The sequence below is a fragment of the Pseudomonas sp. NPDC085632 genome (assembly GCF_044541255.1).
Lineage (GTDB): Bacteria > Pseudomonadota > Gammaproteobacteria > Pseudomonadales > Pseudomonadaceae > Aquipseudomonas.
The window spans coordinates 1-19,571 of the sequence record NZ_JBITSX010000031.1 but is presented as its reverse complement, the minus strand read 5'-3'; the positions used below and the strand labels follow the sequence as shown (position 1 = coordinate 19,571).

Annotated in this window: 16 protein-coding genes and 1 pseudogene; 3 read left to right on the top strand and 14 right to left on the bottom strand. The window is 60.4% G+C overall.

Annotation, left to right across the window (positions count from 1 at the left end; all coding sequences use genetic code 11):
• Positions 1–91 precede the first annotated feature (91 nt).
• The 11 genes from ACIF4X_RS18955 to ACIF4X_RS18905 all read right to left on the bottom strand — a co-directional run bounded on the left by ACIF4X_RS18955 (position 92) and on the right by ACIF4X_RS18905 (position 12,797).
• Positions 92–784 (bottom strand): anti-sigma factor domain-containing protein, encoded by a 693-nt coding sequence (locus ACIF4X_RS18955; RefSeq protein ID WP_397483296.1) that lies wholly within the window; start codon positions 782–784, stop codon positions 92–94.
• Positions 781–1,314: a sigma-70 family RNA polymerase sigma factor gene (locus ACIF4X_RS18950; RefSeq protein WP_397483295.1), complete on the bottom strand. Its 534-nt coding sequence runs from the start codon at positions 1,312–1,314 to the stop codon at positions 781–783. Before ACIF4X_RS18950 ends, ACIF4X_RS18955 begins: the two co-directional genes overlap by 4 nt.
• Positions 1,315–1,476: 162 nt before the next feature.
• Entirely contained in the window at positions 1,477–1,998 is a 522-nt protein-coding gene (locus ACIF4X_RS18945) for a DUF3455 domain-containing protein (RefSeq protein ID WP_397483294.1), read from the bottom strand.
• A 114-nt stretch (positions 1,999–2,112) separates the two neighbouring features.
• Positions 2,113–3,798 (bottom strand): ABC transporter ATP-binding protein, encoded by a 1,686-nt coding sequence (locus ACIF4X_RS18940; protein ID WP_397483293.1) that lies wholly within the window; start codon positions 3,796–3,798, stop codon positions 2,113–2,115.
• A gap of 1 nt (position 3,799) precedes the next feature.
• On the bottom strand, positions 3,800–4,822 hold the full coding sequence (locus ACIF4X_RS18935; RefSeq protein ID WP_397483292.1) for an ABC transporter permease: 1,023 nt from the start codon (positions 4,820–4,822) through the stop codon (positions 3,800–3,802).
• Complete coding sequence (locus tag ACIF4X_RS18930; RefSeq protein ID WP_397483291.1) at positions 4,822–5,886, bottom strand: microcin C ABC transporter permease YejB; 1,065 nt, start codon at positions 5,884–5,886, stop codon at positions 4,822–4,824. The genes ACIF4X_RS18935 and ACIF4X_RS18930 overlap by 1 nt, the downstream gene beginning before the upstream one ends.
• Before the next feature lies 1 nt (position 5,887).
• The gene (locus tag ACIF4X_RS18925; RefSeq protein ID WP_397483290.1) at positions 5,888–7,753 is read right to left on the bottom strand and encodes an extracellular solute-binding protein; all 1,866 of its coding nucleotides are present in this window, start codon (positions 7,751–7,753) and stop codon (positions 5,888–5,890) included.
• 150 nt (positions 7,754–7,903) lie between these two features.
• Positions 7,904–10,615 (bottom strand): TonB-dependent receptor, encoded by a 2,712-nt coding sequence (locus ACIF4X_RS18920; RefSeq protein WP_397483289.1) that lies wholly within the window; start codon positions 10,613–10,615, stop codon positions 7,904–7,906.
• Positions 10,616–10,823: 208 nt separating this feature from the next.
• Positions 10,824–11,225, bottom strand: a complete 402-nt coding sequence (locus ACIF4X_RS18915; protein ID WP_007918272.1) for a biopolymer transporter ExbD — start codon at positions 11,223–11,225, stop codon at positions 10,824–10,826.
• Positions 11,225–11,911, bottom strand: coding sequence for a MotA/TolQ/ExbB proton channel family protein (locus ACIF4X_RS18910; RefSeq protein ID WP_371857975.1), 687 nt, complete (start codon positions 11,909–11,911; stop codon positions 11,225–11,227). Before ACIF4X_RS18910 ends, ACIF4X_RS18915 begins: the two co-directional genes overlap by 1 nt.
• Before the next feature lie 67 nt (positions 11,912–11,978).
• The gene (locus ACIF4X_RS18905; RefSeq protein ID WP_397483288.1) at positions 11,979–12,797 is read right to left on the bottom strand and encodes an energy transducer TonB; all 819 of its coding nucleotides are present in this window, start codon (positions 12,795–12,797) and stop codon (positions 11,979–11,981) included.
• A 1,183-nt stretch (positions 12,798–13,980) separates the two neighbouring features.
• On the opposite strand from ACIF4X_RS18905, the gene ACIF4X_RS18900 reads away from it, so the two are divergent.
• Positions 13,981–14,604 (top strand): glutathione S-transferase N-terminal domain-containing protein, encoded by a 624-nt coding sequence (locus ACIF4X_RS18900; protein ID WP_397483287.1) that lies wholly within the window; start codon positions 13,981–13,983, stop codon positions 14,602–14,604.
• Positions 14,605–14,733: 129 nt separating this feature from the next.
• Here the strand turns inward: ACIF4X_RS18900 and ACIF4X_RS18895 are convergent, their stop codons facing one another.
• On the bottom strand, positions 14,734–15,174 hold the full coding sequence (locus tag ACIF4X_RS18895; RefSeq protein ID WP_008084932.1) for a CBS domain-containing protein: 441 nt from the start codon (positions 15,172–15,174) through the stop codon (positions 14,734–14,736).
• A 198-nt stretch (positions 15,175–15,372) separates the two neighbouring features.
• On the opposite strand from ACIF4X_RS18895, the gene ACIF4X_RS18890 reads away from it, so the two are divergent.
• The gene (locus ACIF4X_RS18890) at positions 15,373–17,733 is read left to right on the top strand and encodes a DNA polymerase II (protein ID WP_397483286.1); all 2,361 of its coding nucleotides are present in this window, start codon (positions 15,373–15,375) and stop codon (positions 17,731–17,733) included.
• Here ACIF4X_RS18890 and ACIF4X_RS18885 read toward each other — a convergent pair.
• A complete protein-coding gene (locus ACIF4X_RS18885) occupies positions 17,698–18,168 on the bottom strand; it encodes a DUF1810 domain-containing protein (protein WP_397483285.1) in 471 nt (156 codons plus the stop codon). The genes ACIF4X_RS18890 and ACIF4X_RS18885 overlap by 36 nt on opposite strands.
• Positions 18,169–18,193: 25 nt before the next feature.
• Positions 18,194–19,015, bottom strand: a complete 822-nt coding sequence (locus ACIF4X_RS18880; RefSeq protein ID WP_397483284.1) for an aldo/keto reductase — start codon at positions 19,013–19,015, stop codon at positions 18,194–18,196.
• Between the two features lie 477 nt (positions 19,016–19,492).
• Here ACIF4X_RS18880 and ACIF4X_RS18875 point away from each other — a divergent pair.
• Positions 19,493–19,571 (top strand): annotated as a pseudogene (locus ACIF4X_RS18875) (type VI secretion system tube protein Hcp); the annotation flags it as partial.

The following is a 19,571-nucleotide window of genomic DNA, read 5'->3' as shown; positions in this document are numbered from 1 at the left end:
TGTTACGCCGGAGATTTTTTATGAGAACTTCATTGCCGTGATGGTGAACATCGATGCCGATGATGGTTGCCAGAAGCCGCAGATCAGAGCCTCACAGCACCTTCACCGCCCGCCCGATCGCCTGAATCGGCCCGGTCGGTTTACCGATCGGCGAGCCATTGGCGCCCTCAAGTGTCAGCTCGAACAACTGATTGGGTTGCAGCGGCGGCAACTTGTCCAGCGGCACCGACAAGGCCTGCCCGGGTTTGACCAGTCCCAGCGACACCGGCCCCTGCCAGCCATCAGCCTTGGTCCAGAATTCCAGTGCCTTGTCCGCCGGCACCTCAACCACGCCCAACGGAATCAACTGAATCTCCCGCGAATTGCTCGCCTGGATCACCCAGCCCGGCGCCTTGTCCTGCGGGGCGACCAGCACCACCAGATAACTCGGTTTCGGCGTGGTCTGAGTCAACAGGATCGAACCCAGGATCAACGTGGCGGCCAATCCGGCCGCGCTCAAACCGCGCCAGAGCGGCAGCAGATCCCACCATGAGGTCGATGGCGCTTTCGGCGTGAGTCGTACGAGGCTGCGCTCGATCCTCGACCATAACTGCGCCGACGGTTGTTGCGGTTCAGCCATATCCGTCAACTCCAGCAGACGCCGTTCCCAAGCATCCACCGCCGCACGCAAATCGGGCTCATTCGGCAAGCGCCGTTGCACCTCGATGCGCTGCTCGGCAGGCAGCGTCCCAAGCACATATTCGCCAGCCAGTTCATCACGTTCCTGCGCCGATTCGCTGGTCATCCCATGCACTCCCGCAACGCATTGAGGCTGCGCTTGATCCACGCCTTGACGGTGCCCAGCGGCGTATCGAGGCGCGCGGCAATCTGCGCGTGGCTGTAACCGTCGACGTAAGCGTGCAGGATGCAGCGGCGGCGTTGCGGCTCCAGTTGTTCCAGACAACCGTGGATGCGCGCGGAATGCGCGGGAGCGTCATACCCGTTGTCGTCCACAGCCACCTCGTGGACTTCGTCGAATGGCGTTTCCCGGCCGTGATCACGCAGCAAGTTGAGCGCCAGATGCCGGGTCACGCTGAACATCCAGCCACGCGCCGAACCGCGCGCCGGGTCAAACCCCGCCGCACCGTTCCAGATCTTGATGAACGCCTCATGAACGATGTCCTCCGCCAGCGCCGTATCGCGCACCAGCCGCTTGGCCACGCCGAGCAGACGCGGGCCTTCCTGCACGTACAAATCGCGCAGGGCCGCGCGCTCGCCACGGGCACAGGCAGCGAGGCGGGCTTCGTAATCAAACGCGGATTCGGCTAAAGGCATGGCGTGCAATCTAGCTTACATTCCTCAAACATCCAGAACACATTGTCCACTGTGGGAGCGAGCTTGCTCGCGAAGGCGGCCGGTCAGAGAAGGCTGTGTTGACTGACACTCCGCCTTCGCGAGCAAGCTCGCTCCCACAGGGTTTATCAGTGGTGCCAGAAATCAGTTCGCCGCCCAGAAAATGTAATCGGCCTGGTACTTCACCACTTCCTGCTTGCCCTTGTTCGCCGTCGTGCATTCACTGCCCGGCGCCACGCCGCCCTTGAGTGCGACACGCTGGATGTAACTCACGCCACTCATCGCGCCTTTGCCCTCGGCCGGATTGGCCTTGACCAATTGATAGGGCAGGTTGCCCGGACTCGACGGCGCCACGGCCAATTGCGTGCCGGTGACTTTCGAACCGTCCTTGGCCTGCCAGGTGGCTGGCGGGCCGAAGTAGGTGCCGACCTGCTTGCCACTGCGATCATTGAGCACCGCTTTCGGGCCGACGAAGGTCCACTCGGTCTGCCCGGCCGCGTTGGCCTTGTCGCGACATTCATAAGTGATCTCGCCGACGCCGGTGGTTTCCATCGCAATCTTGTGGCCATCCGGCACTTTGATCGCGTCCGGGTAGCTGCTTTGGGCAAAGGTCGTCGAGGTGACGGCGAGCAAACCGGTGAGGCCAATCAGCTGGGTGATGTTCATCAGTATGTTTCTCCGAAAAGGGTAAACCGCTGACAGCCGAAGAGGCTGTTACAGGGACTACCCGTGACGGAGGCGTTTGGATGCAGTGGCTGAAAAATATTTTTTGGATCACCTCTATACCTGTGGGAGCTGGCTTGCCAGCGATAGCGGTGGGTCAGAGAAGGGGATGTCGACTGACCCGGCGCCATCGCTGGCAAGCCAGCTCCCACAGGGTTTTTCAGCGAGCTTGAGGCTGGAGGCTTTCAGGAGTTCCTGGGTGTAGGGATGTTGCGGCGCGGCGAAAATCTCACGTGACGAACCCTGCTCAACCACCTTGCCATCCTTGATCACCATCAAGTCATGCGCCAACGCATGCACCACCGCCAGATCATGGCTGATGAACAAATACGTCAGCCCATGCCTGATCTGCAATTGCCGCAGCAACTCCACCACTTGCTTCTGCACCGTGCGATCCAGTGCCGAGGTCGGCTCATCCAGCAGAATCAGCGCCGGTTCCAGCACCAGCGCACGGGCAATAGAGATGCGCTGGCGCTGCCCACCGGAAAACTCGTGGGGATAACGATGGCGGCTCTGCGGATCGAGGCCGACTTCTTCCAGTACCCGGATCACCGCCGCCTCACGCTCGGCCTCGGTGCCGATGCCATGGGTCAGCAAGCCTTCGGCAATGATCTGCTGCACCGACATCCGTGGGCTGAGGCTGCCGAACGGGTCCTGAAAGACCACCTGAATCTGCCGCCGCAACGGCCGCATCAAACGCTGATTGAGCAGGCTCAGTTGCTTGTTGCCGAAACGGATATTGCCCTCGGATTCGACCAGTCGCAGGATCGCCTGGCCCAACGTTGATTTGCCCGAACCCGACTCGCCAACAATCCCCAAGGTCTTGCCCCGTTGCAGGGTCAAACTGACCCCGTCCACCGCTTTGATGTAATCCTGCTGCCGGCTGAACAACGCTTTGGGCAACGGAAACCACACCTTCAAATCATCGACTTCGAGCAGGTTGTGATCGTATTCACTGGGCACCGGCGCACCGCTGGGTTCTGCCTCGATCAGCAAACGGCTGTAAGGATGCTGCGGCGCACCAAACAGCGTTTCGCAATCTGTCTGCTCGACGATCTCACCGTGACGCATCACGCACACCCGTTGCGCGATGCGCCGCACCAGATTGAGGTCATGGCTGATCAGCAACAGCGACATGCCAAGGCGTTGCTGCAACTCGATCAGCAACTCGAGAATCTTCTGCTGCACCGTGACATCCAGCGCCGTGGTCGGCTCATCGGCGATCAACAACTCCGGCTCGTTGGCCAATGCCATGGCGATCATCACCCGTTGCCGCTGACCGCCGGAGAGCTGGTGTGGATAGGCTTTCAAGCGCTGCAAAGGCTGGCGAATGCCGACCAGTTCCAGCAGTTCCAACGTCCGTTCACGGGCAGCGCGGCCCTTCAGGCCTTTGTGAATCTCCAGCACTTCACTGACTTGCTTTTCCACCGTGTGCAGCGGGTTCAGCGAAGTCATCGGCTCCTGAAAAATCATCGCAATGCGGTTGCCGCGCAAACCGCGCATCTGCTGTTCGCTGGCGTGCAATAAATCCACGCCTTTGTAGCGGATCGCGCCGCTGCTGCGGACGTTCTTGCCCGGCAACAAACGCAGGATCGAATGCGCGGTCACCGACTTGCCTGAGCCGGATTCACCGACCAGTGCCAGGCATTCGCCACGGCGAATATCCAGGTTTAAACCGTGCACCACTTCCTGCCCGGCGAAGGCCACGCGCAGGTCGCGAATTTCAATCAGGTTGTCGTTCATCTCAGCTCCTCGGATCAAAGGCATCTCGGCACGCTTCACCGATGAAAACCAACAGCGACAGAATCAGCGCCAAGGCGAAAAACGCCGTCAGCCCCAGCCATGGCGCTTGCAGATTGCGTTTGGCCTGACCGATCAATTCGCCCAGCGACGCGGTGCCCGCCGGCATGCCGAAGCCAAGAAAATCCAGTGCAGTCAGCGTGGCGATAGCACCCGTCAGAATGAACGGCAGGTAGGTGAGGGTGGACGTCATCGCGTTGGGCAGGATGTGCCGACACATCAATTCGTTGTCGGTCAGGCCCAACGCTCGCGCGGCTTTCACGTATTCAAGATTGCGCCCCCGCAGAAATTCGGCGCGCACCACATCAACCAGTGCCAGCCAGGAAAACAGCGCCATGATCCCCAGCAACCACCAGAAACTCGGCGAGACGAAGCCGGACAAAATGATCAGCAGGTACAGCACCGGCAACCCCGACCAGATCTCCAGCACCCGTTGTCCGAGCAAGTCGACCCAACCGCCGTAATAACCCTGCAACGCCCCGGCAACGATGCCGATCAGCGCACTGATGCCGGTGAGGATCAGCGCAAAAAGGATCGAAATCCGCGTGCCGAAAATCACCCGCGCCAACACGTCGCGCGCCTGATCATCGGTGCCCAGCCAATTGCTCGACGACGGCGGACTCGGCGCCGGTTCACTGAGGTCGTAATTGACCGTGTCATAGCTGAACGGGATCGGTGGAAACAACATCCAGCCGCCCTGATCCTCGATCAGCTTGTGCACGTAACTGCTGGCGTAATCCGGCTGAAACGGCAACTCGCCGCCGAAATCGGTTTCCTGGTAATCGCTGAGAATCGGGAAGTAGAAAGCGTCGTGATAACGGATCACCAGCGGTTTGTCGTTGGCGATCAACTCACCGCCCAGACAAATCAGGCACAGGCCGATAAACAGCCACAGCGACCAGCGCCCACGCCGATTGGCTTTGAATTGCGCAACGCGACGCTGACCGAGAGGAGAAAGAGTGAACATCAGGCAGTCCTCGCCGAGAAGTCGATGCGCGGGTCGAGCAGGGTGTAGCAGAGGTCGCCAATCAGCTTGATCAACAGGCCGAACAGGGTGAACAGAAACAGCGCGCCGAACACCACCGGGTAGTCGCGCGACACCGCCGCCTCGTAGCTCATGCGCCCGAGGCCGTCGAGGTTGAAGATGGTTTCGATCAGCAGGGAGCCGGCGAAAAACACCTCGATCAGCGCTGACGGCACACCGGCCACCACCAACAGCATGGCGTTGCGAAACACATGGCCGTAGAGCACGCGCCTCTCGGTCAGACCCTTGGCCCGCGCGGTGATCACGTACTGGCGGCTGATCTCGTTGAGGAAACTGTTCTTGGTCAAAATCGTCAGCGTGGCGAAGCCGCCGATCACCAGCGCCGTCACCGGCAACACCAAGTGCCAGAGGTAGTCGCCGACCTTGCCCAGCGTGCTCAGGCTATCGAAGTTGTCCGAGACCAGCCCTTGCACCGGAAACCAGTTGACGTAGCTGCCGCCGGCGAACACCACGATCAGCAGAATCGCGAACAGGAACGCCGGCATTGCATAGCCGATGATGATCGCCGTGCTGCTCCAGACATCGAAGGCGCTGCCGTTCTTGATCGCTTTGCGGATGCCCAGCGGTATCGAAATCAGGTAGGTGATCAATGTTGCCCACAAGCCCAGCGACAGCGATACCGGCAGCTTCTGCACGATCAGATCGGTGACCTTGGCGCCGCGAAAGAAACTGCTGCCCAGATCCAGCTGCGCGTAGTTTTTCAGCATCAGCCATAGGCGTTCGTGCATGGGTTTGTCGAAACCATAATGGTGTTTGATCTCCTCGATCAGCGCCGGGTCGAGACCACGGCTGCTGCGCCCGGCGCCGCCAATCGCGGCGACCTCGCCACCGCTGCCCATGCCGTGCCCGCCGAAGCCTTGCAGACGGGCAATGGCTTGTTCCACCGGGCCACCGGGCGCGGCCTGCACAATCAGAAAATTCACCACCAGAATGCACAACAGCGTGGGGATGATCAGCAGCAAACGTCGACTCAGATAGCGCAGCATGTCACTGGCCCCCCGCAAGCTGAGTGTGCATCTGCTGGGTGGTCAACGCCTTGGCCGATACCTCCCACCAGGTGTTGAGGCCTTCGTCGTACGCCGGTTGCACGGGCGGCATGCCGAAGCGGTTCTGATACACCGTCGGCGTGCCTTTGGAGTAGTAGTTGGGAATCATGTAGTAACCCCATTGCAGCACCCGGTCGAGGGCGCGCGCGTAATGCACCATGGCCTCGCGAGTGTTGGCCTGAACCAGCCCGTCGATCAGTTGATCGACCGCCGGATTGGCCAGTACCATCGAGTTGGAACTGCCGACTTGCGTGGCACTTTGCGAGGCGTACAGGCTGTACAACTCGCGGCCGGGAGAGACGATCGGATCGCCGCTGCGCGGGAAACTGGTGACGATCATGTCGTAGTCCCGGGCGTTGAGACGGTTGACGTATTGCGCCGAATCGATGCGCCGCAAATTCAGCGTGATGCCGATCTGCGCGAGGGTGCGTTTGAACGGCAGCAGCATGCGATCGAAGCCGCCCTGACCGTCGAGAAAAGTGAACTCCAGCGGCTCGCCAGCAGCATTGACCAAACGATTGTGTTGCGGCGTCCAGCCAGCCTCGGCGAGCAGCTTCAGCGCTTGCAGTTGCTTGTCGCGGATGTAGCCGCTGCCATCGGTTTTCGGTGCCTCATACACGGTCGTGAAAACTTCGTCGGGAATCTGTCCGCGCAGTGGTTCGAGGATCTTCAATTCTTCGGCATCAGGTAGCGCGGTGGCGGCCATTTCGCTCTTCGGCCAGAAGCTGTTCTGACGCACGTAGAAGCCGCGCATCATCTGTTTGTTGGTCCACTCGAAATCCCACAACAGGCTGATCGCCTGACGCACGCGGCGATCCTGGAAGTTCGGGTTCTGCAGGTTGAACACAAAGCCTTGTGCCGCCGTCGGCTTTTTCGGCGCCAGAATCGACTGCTGCAAGCGACCGTCACGCAGTGCCGGGCTGTCGTAGCCGACCACGTAACCGGACGAGGAAAATTCGCGGTTGTAGTCGAACGCACCGGCCTGCAACAACTGGCGGGCGACGTCGGTGTCGCCGTAGAAATTCACCGTGAGCGTGTCGAAGTTGTACATGCCGCGACTGACCGGCAGGTCCTTGCCCCACCAGTCCGGATCGCGCTGGAAACTGATGCTGCGCCCGGCGTCGACCTTGCTCACCCGGTACGGACCGCTGCCCAACGGTGGCTCGAAGCCGCCGCCATTGGCGAAGTCGCGGGTTTGCCACCAATGTTCGGGGACGATGCGCATCGTCGCCAGGTCCAGCGCCAGGGTGCGGTTGAGGTTGTTCTTGAAGGTGAAACGCACCTGCCGTGGGCTTTCGATCAGCACGTCCTGCACGTCGGCGTATTGCTGGCGATAACTCAGACTGCCCTTGGTCATCAGCAGGTTGAAGGTGTAGCGCACGTCTTCGGCGGTAATTGGCGTACCGTCGGCGAAACGTGCTTTTGGATTGAGGGTGAAGCGCACCCAGAGTCCATCGGGGTCGCGCTCGATCTGCTGCGCGACCAGTGCGTAAACGGTGTAGGGCTCGTCGAGCGAGCGGAATGCGAGCGGCGAGTACACCCAGTCGTTGACCTGCACCACGGAAATGCCCTGATCGGCATACGGGCTGATGTAGTTGTACTGGCCGATTTCCATCGACGCACGGCTGAGCGAACCGCCCTTGGGCGCCTTGGGATCGACGAAATCGAAGTGCTGGAAGCCCGCCGGATACTTCGGCGCCTCGCCGTACACCGTCAGCGCATAACTGCCGCCGGCCAGTGCAGAGGTGCCGATGCACAGCAGCGCACTGCCCAACAGCAGGCCCGCCATGTTGCGCAAAAAACTCATGAGATCACTCCTGAAAATCCCTGAAGAAACCCGGTCCCCATGTGGGAGCTGGCTTGCCAGCGATGGCCTCGTGTCAGTCGATATCTACTTCACTGACACACCGCTATCGCTGGCAAGCCAGCTCCCACAGGGTTTTGCGGTGCTCGTTCTTTAGAAGTGGTAAGTCATGCGCGCAAACAAGGTACGGCCCAGCGGGTCGGTGTAACGCGGGTCATAGCCGCTCTGGAAGTTGTAGGCCTGGTTGGAGAACGGCGGGTTGCGGTCGAACACGTTCTTCATCCCGGCATCGACATCCAGCACCTTGTTGAAGGTGTAACCGGCCGACAGGTCCCACACCGAATACGACGCCACGCGCGCGTGGGTGTCGCGGTCGTAATCGTTGTAGCCGGTGGTGAAGCGGTTGGTCAGCGCCGCCCGCGCCGCGCCGAAGGTCCAGCTGCCGGTGAGGTTGTGCTTCCAGCGCGCGATCACGCCGTCTCCCTCGAAGTCGCCGACCTTGTCGGTGAATGGGCCTTTGATGGTGCTCTGGAAGTCGTACTCGTCAACGTAAGTGCCTTGCAGGCCCAGACCGAACTGACCGTACGGCGTGTTCGGGAAGCGGTAATCCAGCGACACATCGACACCGTTGGTTTCGACAATGCCGAGGTTGGCGTTACCGGTGACGATGTAGTTGAGCGTGCCGTCGGCGTTGCGCACGAAGCGATCCGGGTAGGAGCCGGCCTGATCAAACACGGTGGATTCCGGGAACGGCTGGATCTGGTTGGAGATGTGAATCCACCAGAAATCCAGACCCACCGAGAGGTTGTTGATCGGCTGATAGACGAAGCCCAGGGTTACGTTGCGTGCCTTTTCCGGGGCCAGATCTTCGTTGCCGCCGATCTGGTTGAGGAACTGCTGACCGCAATCGCGGCCACCGTTGCCGCCCGGTTGCACCACACCGCCGGTACACAGCACCGGGTCGTTGTAGTAGCCCTGGGTGTAGGTGATGCTGCGCGGCGAATACAGCTCGTACAGCGACGGCGCACGGAAACCTTCACTGTAGGCGCCACGCACCACCAGCTCTTTCAAAGGCTGATAACGGAACGAGTATTTCGGGTTGGTGGTGCTGCCGAAGTCGCTGTATTTGTCGTGGCGCACGGCGGCGGACAGTTCGAGGCTGTCGAGCACCGGCACGTTGATTTCCGCGTACGCCGCTTTCACGCTGCGGTCGCCCTCGACGCTGCCGGCCGGGTCGATGCCGAGGCTCTGAATGTCGCCGGCGAACGATTCGAAATCCTGGTGGAATTTCTCTTTGCGGTACTCGCCGCCCAGCGCCAGGCCGGAAGGGCCGGCACCGAACCAGTCGCCGATCTCGCGGCTGATGCGTCCGTCGAAACCGGCGACACGGCCCACAGCAGTGGAATAGGCGCCGTGATACGCCGCGTTATCGATGTACTGCTGACCGGCGGCGGACTGCGGGCCGAACGGGTTGAGCAGACCGCTGGCCAGACCATTGATCATCGCCTGATCGCTGACATAACCGCTGGTGACACTGGAAACGATTTTGTTCTGGTTGTACGAGGCGCCGACGTTGTAATCCCAACCGCCGACCAGACCATCGAAGCTGAGCAAAAAGCGTTGGCTGGTGTTCTGGTCTTTCGATTCGCGCGGGCCGGCCGCGGTTTCACGCCAGTTGACGTCCACCGGTTGGGTCGGGTCGAGGGCGAAACCGGTGGGCGCCGGGGTGATGCCGTTGCCGGGGTAGTAGGGCGATGAACCGTCCAGGCTCAGACCGGTCAGTGGCGCAGGACCAACCGCCGTGGCGTTGTTGTTGCGCGACCAGAAGTATTCGAGATTGACGTTGTGATCGTCGCCGAGCTTGCCGGTGGTTTTGCCGAAGAACGAGGTCTTCTCGGTCTGTGGCACCAGGTCGATGAATTCACGGGTGCTGAAGCGGCACAAGCCGTCGCGGGCGATCAGGTTGGGGCCGTTGCAATTGCTGTTGGCCAACGGGTTGGTGGCGTTGCCGTTCTGGCTGTAGTTGCCGGGGAACGCAGTGCCGGATGTCTGATCGAGACCGCGACCGGGGGCGAAATCGGTGGCGAAGGAGCGGTCGTTGGCGTCGAGGTTCTGCTGCTTGTTGTAATTGAACACGCCGAGCACGTTGAAGCGGTCCTCTTGCAGATCGCCGTAGCCCCAACTCGCGCTCATGTCTTTGGTCGCGCCGCCACCGCTGTGGGTGGGGGTTTCGCCGCCGAGGGTCAACTGGCCGTCGGTCAGGGATTTCTTGGTGATGAAGTTGATCACGCCGCCGATGGCGTCGGTGCCGTACAGGGCCGAGGCGCCGTCGCGCAGCACTTCGACGCGCTCGATGGCGGCAAACGGGATCATGTTCAGATCCACCGCGCCGCCAGCCGAGTTGGTGCCGGACAAGGCGTTGTTGGCCAGGCGTCGACCGTTGAGCAGCACCAGCGTCTTGTTCGCGCCGATGCCGCGCATGTCGGCGAACGAGGCGCCGCCAGTCGCCGCGCCCACGGAGCCTGCGCTGTTGTTGATCGACTGGCTGCCGGTGATGCGCTGCACCAGTTCGGCGGTGGTGGTCACGCCCTGTTTGCGCAGCTCATCGGCCTTGAGAATGGTGATCGGCACCGCCGTTTCCGCATCGACCCGGCGAATCGCCGAGCCCGTCACTTCCACCCGTTGCAGTTGCGTGGTCGGCGCAACCACCGCCGCAGCCGCCGGGACGGCAGCGTTGTCGTCCTCGGCCGCTTGCACGGTGCCGGCGCCCATCCCCATGGCCACCAGATACAACGGAACAAAACGGTGGCGAGAAATCGTTGCCACCAAGGGTTTGAGCGTGAAGCGTGGAGTGTTCATCAGCATGGTTATTTCCGACTTTTTAGACGTTATCGAATTGGCCTTGTGAGCCCCTCATTGCTCCGCTATCGGTGATACCGCGTGCGGAAAACCACTTTCTTCAAGCAAGCCGATCCCCTCCGAAGACGCGTGGCGTTTTTTCGGTCGGCTGATTTGCGACAGGATTCAGCGGGCGGTGGCGGGCGCGTCTCTCAAGACGCGGCCGCCACCGCACTCAGTGGGTGGTCATCACCGAAATCTTGGTAATGCCCGAGCGTTCGATCGACGCCATGGCTTTGGCGACCTGGCCGTAATTGACGGCGGAGTCGGCCTGCAGCTGCACGCGGACTTCGGCGTCCTTGGCCTTGACCTCTTTAAGGCTGGCTTCCAGCGATTCCGGGGCCAGCTCGGTTTTCGCCAGATAGAACTTGCCGTCCTGATCGACGCTGACCACCACCGGGTCTTTCTTTTCGGCGGGGGCGACGGCGTCGGTTTTTGGCAGGTTGACCTTGATCGCGTTGGTCATCAGCGGTGCGGTAACGATGAACACCACCAGCAGCACGAGCATCACGTCGACCAGTGGCGTGACGTTCATTTCGCTGAGTACTTCATCGCTGTCTTGAGTGGAGAACGACATCAGCTGGCCTCCCGCACGGCGGCCGTGGTTTTGCTGGCGATGGCCTGACGGCTGATGGAAAACGCGCTGCGCGAGGCGAGGGCGTCGAAGTCGTGGGCGAAGTCATCCATGTCTGCCGAGGCCAGTTTCAGTCGGCGCAGGAAGAAGTTGTAAATCAGCACCGCCGGCACCGCGACAGCGATGCCGACGCCGGTGGCGATCAGCGCGTGACCGATGGGCCCCGCGACCGCTTCAAGGCTGGCGGAACCGGTTTCGCCGATGCTTTTCAGCGCTTCCATGATTCCCCACACGGTGCCGAACAAACCAATGAACGGCGCGGTGCTGCCGATACTGGCGAGGATCGCCTGGCCGTTTTCCAGTGAGCGGCGTTCCTTCTGGATCTGCTGGCGCAGGTTGCGTTCCAGACGATCCGAGCGGTTGATGGTGTGCGCCAGTTGTTGCGTAGTGCGCGGCGAATCTTCCACCAGCAGCGCCTCGAAACCGCTGCTGGCGATGCGCGCCAGTGAGCCCGGGTACTGGCTGGCGTGTTCGGCGGCGGTAAGCAGATCCGGTGCGCCCCAGAAAGCCTTGGTGAATTGTTTGTTCTGCGCTTTCTGCCGCAGGTACTGCGCCGACTTGACCAGCAGGATCGCCCAGCTGACCACGGAAAACAGCACCAGACCCCAGAGCACGCCGGGGACAATCATCGAAGACAAATCGTTCATGGTGATACCTCGCTTGCGTTATTCGGTTGTGCGTTGATTGAGCGTTCGGTTATTGCGGCAATTTGAAATCGATGGTCTGCGTGGCGAAGCCGTCGATCGGCGTGTCACCGCGTTTGGCCGGAATAAACTTCCAGTTCTTCACGGCGGCAACGGCGGCGTCATCCAGTTGCGGCTTGCCGCTGGATTTGGTCACCGTCACCGAGCCGGCGCGACCGTTGGCGAGCACCTGAATGCGCAGCACCACGCTGCCTTCCCAGTTGCGTCGCAGGGCCAGCGAGGGGTATTCCGGTGGCGGGTTGCCGAGGCTGGCGAGGCCGGAGATCGCTGCCGATTCCTTGACCGGACCCGGCGCAGCGGCAGGGGCCGGCGGTGCGCTAGGTGTCGCCGGTGCAGCAGGAGCGGCCGGTTGTGCCGGGGCGGGTGGGGCTTTCGGCGGCTCGACCTTTTTCACCGGTTTCGGCTTCTCGACCGGTTTCGGTTTTTCGATCGGCTTGGGCTTCTCCACCGGTTTCGGTGGCGGCTTGACCGCGTCCTCGTCTTCTACCGGTTGTTCAGGTTCCGGCGGCGGTGGCGGAGGAGGTGGCGGTTCCGGGGTCGGCGGAGCAGGTGGCGTCGGGCTGGTCAGCTCGACGGTCATTTCCGGAATCTGCGGCGGCGTTGGCAATGGCTCGGTTCTGGACTGCTGGAGAAACCACCAGGCGCCGCCATGTATCAGCGCCGACACAGCCACGAGCAACACCATCTGCTGTTTATTCAAACCACCGGGTTGCGAGGTATTGGCTTTAAACGCCGGCCTGCCCGGTAGCGGCGGGACTGGCGCTTCCCGCAACGGCCCCGGCAGGGTTCTGTGCTTTACCGCATCGTTCATTAAAGCTCCCTCGGGTTGATGAAGGGCAATAAGGTGCCGTCCGAACATCCAGGGGATGTTCGAGTGGGTGGGTGCAACTTTCTTCAAGGTGTGCAGAAGCCGATAGTTGAACTATCCGGTTAACAAGGCTTGTGCAAACTTACTGGCTTAGCGCCATCGACTTCGTCTGTTCATCAGCCGTTCCCTGGTGTTGTTCTATGTAGGAGCTGCCGAAGGCTGCGATCTTTTGATTCTGCCTTTAAAGATCAAGATCAAGATCAAAAGATCGCAGCCTTCGGCAGCTCCTACAATTGATTGCTCGAGTTCTGTTTTGCAACGGCTGTGCCAGATGTTGCCGAAATGTAGAGTGGTTATTTCATGAGTGTTACTCATGTCGCATTTATATAAGTTTCGCCAGTACCGTGGTTTTTATCCGGCGCACAGACTCCCGTTACTCCTGTTGGCGGAGCTTTTTCAGAGGCGAGTCAGGCTGTACGCGGTATCCCGCTGAATGGCGGGATAGAGCGGCGTCGTGACTTGCGGCCCAGGTACTTGCTGGTGCGCGGCGGACCGATTTGGTGCAGGTCAATGTTTTAGCGGGTCACGGGCATGTTCCTTGTTCTTGTTTAAATGAACTCAATGTTTGCTGTGCTGTTTAGTCCAAGTCGCTGGAGCTGTTTTGGTGCGCTTGTAAAATCGCTGAAAGTTATTGTTCGACAATCCTGCTTGCGTTCATTTGATGCATTGGTTGTGCAATAACTTTGTGAGTTGTATTTAAAAAATAAATAGCACTCCATGGTCGGCGAATAAATCATTGCCGATCACAGGCGTGGTTGTGGAGTCAGGTAATAAAGTAAAGGCGTTGGTCGCCGGGACTGTTCGAATGAACTCGGCAGCGAACGGATAAATGCAAAGAGGCTGTGATGCGGCAGAGCGTTTGAAGATTCACGCGGTGAACTCCTTGTTGCCAGCTCGGATACGCGAACTTTTGGTTCGGTATCGCACCTTACAAGAACGCGGATAGCGTTCGATGATTGCTCTTGGTGCGGGATGGGCACCGCCAGCGCTGTTTTGCGAGGTTTGAATTCGCAAGTCGCGAGTGCATGGGAAAACCGTGCCAAAACCGATACACAGGCAGATTATTTCTACGCCCACGCTACAGCCATCTACCCTGTGGCAATGGCCTTTTCGGGGGGGATTGGATATGTACCAGCTCTACGGGCACAGAAACTCAGGCGCAGCCGCCATCGAAGCGGCGCTGGAACTGTGCCAGATCGCTTACCGCTTCATTGATATCGAAGCCAGCACCGAAGCCGCCGAGGCGCTGGCGCAGCTCAATCCACTGAAGCAGATACCCACTTTGCAACTGCCCGATGGCAGCGCCATCACCGAGAGTGCGGCGATCCTGATTCATCTGGGCCTGACGTTTCCCAAGTCCGGCCTGCTGCCAGCCAAAGCGGAGGATCGCGATCAGGCGATTCGCGGTCTGGTCTACATCGTCAGCAATTGCTACGCAGCGATCGGCGTCATCGATTATCCGGAGCGCTGGCTGCTGATACCCGACGAAGCCTCGCGGCAGAATCTGGTGGCCGGCGCGCGTGAGCGATTGCACTGGAGTTGGGAGGTGTTTGCCGATCAGTTTTCCGCCGAGTTGTATCTGGATGACGAAACACCGGGGGCGCTGGATGTGTTGGCGGCGGTGGTGACGCGCTGGGCGGGCAGCCGCGAGCATTTGCGTCAGGCGCGACCGGGGTTTTATGCGTGGTTGCAGCGGATTGATCGGCACCCGGTGCTGGCGCCGGTCTTCGCCCGGCATTGGCCGTCCTGACCGACGATGATCGTTCCCACGCTCCGCGTGGTAATGCAGCCCGGGACGCTCCGCGTCCCAAAGCGTGACGCAGAGCGTCACAAGAGGCATTCCCACGCAGAGCGTGGGAACGATCTCGGTAAAGGAGAGTTATTCCCCGCGAATGTACTGCTCCAGCTGCTTGATCAGCTCCGCCTGTTCGGCAATCGCTTCCTTGACCAGGTCACCGATCGACAGCAAGCCAATCAACTTGCCGTTCTCCACGACCGGCAAGTGGCGCAGGCGTTTGTCCGACATGATGCCCAGACAGGTGTCGACGGTTTGATGGGTATCGACGGTGATCACGTTCGCCACCATGATGTCGCGCACCGGCGTGCCCACGGATGAGCGGCCATGCAGCACCAGTTTGCGCGCGTAGTCGCGTTCGCTGATGATGCCGACCACTTTGTCGTCTTCGACCACGAGCAAGGCGCCGACGTTTTTTTCGGCCATCTTCATCAGCGCTTCGAGCACCATGTGATCAGGTTTGATCTGGTGCACTTCCTGATTTTTCTGATCTTTGAGCTTGAGCAGTTGGGCGACGGTCTTCATGGCGGTTACTCAGGTGTTGTCGTTGTTATCCAAGCATCGTAGACGCAAGCGCGCAGGGCAAGGTGGCAAAGCGGCAGATAGCACGCAAAAAACGTCATTTGCCGGGTTTTTCCGTGGTTGGCGCCGATTTATCGTCAGGGTCATCCCACGCAATGCCGCGTAGAATGCCCTTCTGATTCAATTCCTGAGGTTGCAGTGGTGGATTTACCGCAGGGCTTCGTCCTGACCCGGCATTGGCGCGATACACCGGCCGGCACCGAAGTCGAGTTCTGGCTGGCGACCGACGCCGGGCCGCGCCGTGTGCGTTTGCCGCATCAGCCGTCGGTGGCGTTTATTCCCGCCGAGCAGCGCGCAGCGGCCGAACGCCTGTTGCACGACGAAAAGAATGTCGAACTGCGACCCTTGGCCCTGCAGGATTTCGAACATCGCCAGGTGCTCGGTCTGTATTGCCAGCAACATGGTCAGTTGATGCGCCTGGAAACCGCGCTCAACCGCAACGGGGTCGACGTCTTCGAAGCCGACGTACGCCCGCCGGAACGCTACCTGATGGAGCGTTTTATCACCGCACCGGTGCGGTTCAGCGGCACGCCCGATGCCGACGGCGTATTGCTCAACGCCCAGCTCAAACCCGACCCCAAATATCGGCCGACGCTAAGGCTGGTCTCGCTGGACATCGAAACCACCGAAACCGGCGAGTTGTATTCGATTGCCCTGGAAGGTTGCGGCGAACGTCAGGTGTACATGCTCGGTGCGCCGAACGGCGATGACAGCATTGTCGATTTCGACCTCGAATACTGCGACTCGCGCACGATCATTCTGAAGAAACTCAACGACTGGTTCGCCCGCCACGACCCCGACGCGATCATCGGCTGGAACGTCGTGCAGTTCGATTTGCGCATCCTCCACGAACACGCGCGGCGCCTTGGTGTGCCGCTGAAGATCGGTCGTGGCGGCGAAGAGATGCAATGGCGCGAACACGGCAGCCGCAATCACTACTTCGCCTCAGCGGCGGGGCGGCTGATCATCGACGGTATCGAGTCCCTGCGTTCGGCGACCTGGAGTTTCCCTTCGTTCAGCCTGGAAAACGTCGCCCAGACGTTGCTCGGCGAAGGCAAAGCCATCGACAACCCGTACCAGCGCATGGATGAAATCAACCGCATGTTCGCCGAGGACAAACCGGCGCTGGCCAAGTACAACCTCAAGGACTGCGAACTGGTCACGCGGATCTTCGCCAAGACCGAGCTTCTGACCTTTTTGCTCGAACGCGCCAGCGTCACCGGTTTGCCGGCGGATCGCAGCGGCGGCTCGGTGGCGGCGTTCACGCACTTGTATATGCCGTTGATGCATCGCCAGGGTTTCGTCGCGCCGAACCTGGGCACCAATCCGCCGCAGGCCAGCCCCGGCGGTTTCGTCATGGACTCGCAACCGGGCCTGTATGAGTCGGTGCTGGTGCTCGATTACAAGAGCCTTTATCCATCAATCATTCGTACCTTTCTGATCGACCCGGTCGGCCTGATCGAAGGGTTGCAACACCCGGACGACGCCGACTCGGTGCCGGGCTTCCGTGGCGCGCGTTTCTCGCGCACCCGGCATTGCCTGCCGTCGATTGTCTCGCGCGTTGCCGAGGGCCGCGAGACCGCCAAGCGCGAGCACAACGCGCCGCTGTCGCAGGCACTGAAGATCATCATGAACGCCTTCTACGGCGTGCTCGGCTCCAGCGGCTGCCGCTTCTTCGATACGCGGCTGGCCTCATCGATCACACTGCGCGGCCACGAGATCATGCTGCGCACGCGCAAGCTGATCGAAGAGCAGGGCCACGCGGTGATCTATGGCGACACCGACTCGACGTTCGTCTGGCTGCGTCGCCCGCACGGACAGGAAGAGGCGGCGGCCATCGGTCAAGCGCTGGTCAAGCACGTCAACGACTGGTGGCGCGCGCATGTGCGAGATGAATACGGCCTGGAAAGCGCCCTCGAACTGCAATTCGAAATTCACTACAAACGCTTTCTGATGCCGACCATTCGCGGCGCGGAGGAGGGCAGCAAAAAACGTTATGCCGGCCTCGTCACCCGTGCCGACGGCAGCGATGAAATGGTCTACAAAGGTCTGGAAACCGTGCGTACCGACTGGTCGCTGCTGGCCCGGCAATTCCAGCAGGAACTCTACGAGCGGATCTTCCAGCGCAAGCCCTATCAGGATTACGTGCGCGACTACGTGCGCAAAACCCTCGCCGGTGAATTCGATGATCGCCTGATCTACCGCAAACGCCTGCGCCGCACCCTTGACGACTACGAACGCAATGTCCCGCCGCACGTGCGCGCGGCGCGGTTGGCCGACGACTACAACGCGCAACACGGGCGGCCACGGCAATACCAGAACGGTGGTTGGATCAGCTATGTCATCACCCTGGCCGGCCCGGAACCGCTGGAAGTGCGCCGTGCGGCCATCGACTACGACCACTACATCACCCGGCAACTGCAACCCGTCGCGGATGCGATTCTGCCGTTTGTCGACGACGACTTCTCAACCCTGATCGGGGGGCAACTGGGCCTGTTTTGAGTCGAGCAGTTGCAGCGTCCACTCATCAAGAATGCCGTGGAAGTAGCGCTCCAGCGCCTGATTGAACACGCTGTCTTCAGCGGCAAATTGAGCGAACAGCGTCATCGAGGAATGAAATTTCAGGTCATCGGGATGGCCGAAAATCTCCGCGATCGAGCGCTGTGGCACATTAAGCACAAGCTGCGTGCAGGTGCGCAGCCGTGCGCCGAGCAACTCATGGGCCAGATAAGCCCGGGCTTCCTCGGCTGAGCCGATGGCGAAGCGCCGGGACATTTCACTGCCGCCAAGCCCGGCAAACTGCGGAAAGACAAACCACATCCAGTGGCTGCGTTTGCGGCCCTCATCGAGTTCGCGTTGCACGCGCTCGAACACTGGATCCTGGGCCAGGACAAAACGTTGCAGGTTGAACGGGTCGTACTGATCAGTGCTTCTCATCGCGAAGCCCTCGCCAGCCGCTGGCTCAAACCATGGCCAGCCGCTGCTTGCGTTGTGGCGCTTGAAACGCCTGGTCCAGCGCCGCCAGATCCCCGGCTTCCAGTTGCAGTTGCGCGGCTTGTGCATTGAGTTGCACGTGTTCCGGCCGTACAGCCTTGGGAATCGCAATCACGCCATCCTGACGCAGAATCCACGCCAGCGAAACCTGCGCGGGGGTTACACCATGACGAGCGGCAATTTCATTCAGCAGCGGTTCAGCCAGCATCGCGCCGCCCTGGCCAATCGGACAGTAGGCGATCAGTGGCATTCGCTGCTGTTGGCACCACGGCAGCAGATCGAACTCGATGCCGCGCTCTTCCAGGTTGTACAGCACCTGATTGGTCGCACAGGCCGAGCTTGAGAGTTCTTCGAGGTCGTCGACATCGAAATTCGACACGCCCCAACGGCCGATCTTGCCGTCCTCGCGCAGGCGTTCGAACGCCTCGACGGTTTCTTCCAGCGGATACTGACCGCGCCAATGCAACAGGTAGAGGTCGATGTAATCGGTATCGAGCCGCCGCAAACTGCGTTCGCAGGCTTGCGGGATACCTTTGCGGCTGGCGTTGTGCGGGTAGACCTTGCTCACCAGAAATACCTGATCGCGCAGGCCGGCAATGGCTTCGCCAACGACCGATTCGGCGCCGCCCTCGGCGTACATTTCCGCCGTGTCGATCAGGCTCATGCCCAGCTCGATCCCCGTGCGCAACGCCGCCACTTCACGCTTGTGCGCCGAGCGGTCTTCGCCCATGCGCCAGGTGCCTTGGCCAATGATCGGAACCTGAACGCCGGCCAGTTCGAGGGTACGCATGCAAACCTCCTTGCTGAATGTGTCGGTACCTTTTAGTGGGCAGCAGGATAGCTCAGGGGTTCAAAAAGCAAAGAGATCGCGGCCTTCGGCGGCGCTTTCCTTATGGGTAGCGGTTTCCCATGTAGGAGCTGCCGAAGGCTGCGATCTTTTGATCTAGCGCTCTTCTTTATCCATCCACGGGCAAGTGCGCAAGAAGTTGCGCAGTGCCTTGCCTGTTTTTACCCGGGTAGGTCTCTGCAGGCCGCGTAGCTCGTGGCCTCCAGCCAAGTGCGCAACTTCTTGCACACCACTGCGCAAGAAATTGCGCACTTTCCCTTGTTTTTCATTGGCTTAGCGACAGGAAAGAACGAGCTGATGCGCTCAAGGCCTTGATCTGTATGGGTTGCATAAAAGCTGGCATGAAGTTTGATGGCGCATAGCCATCCTTTCAGGCAATGGTGCCTGTGAGGTATGTCTTTCAAGCAAGGAGAGCACCCCATGGCAACACCAGCGTACATGTCGGTTACCGGCGAAAAACAAGGCCTGATCACTGCAGGCGCTTTCACCGCTGACTCCG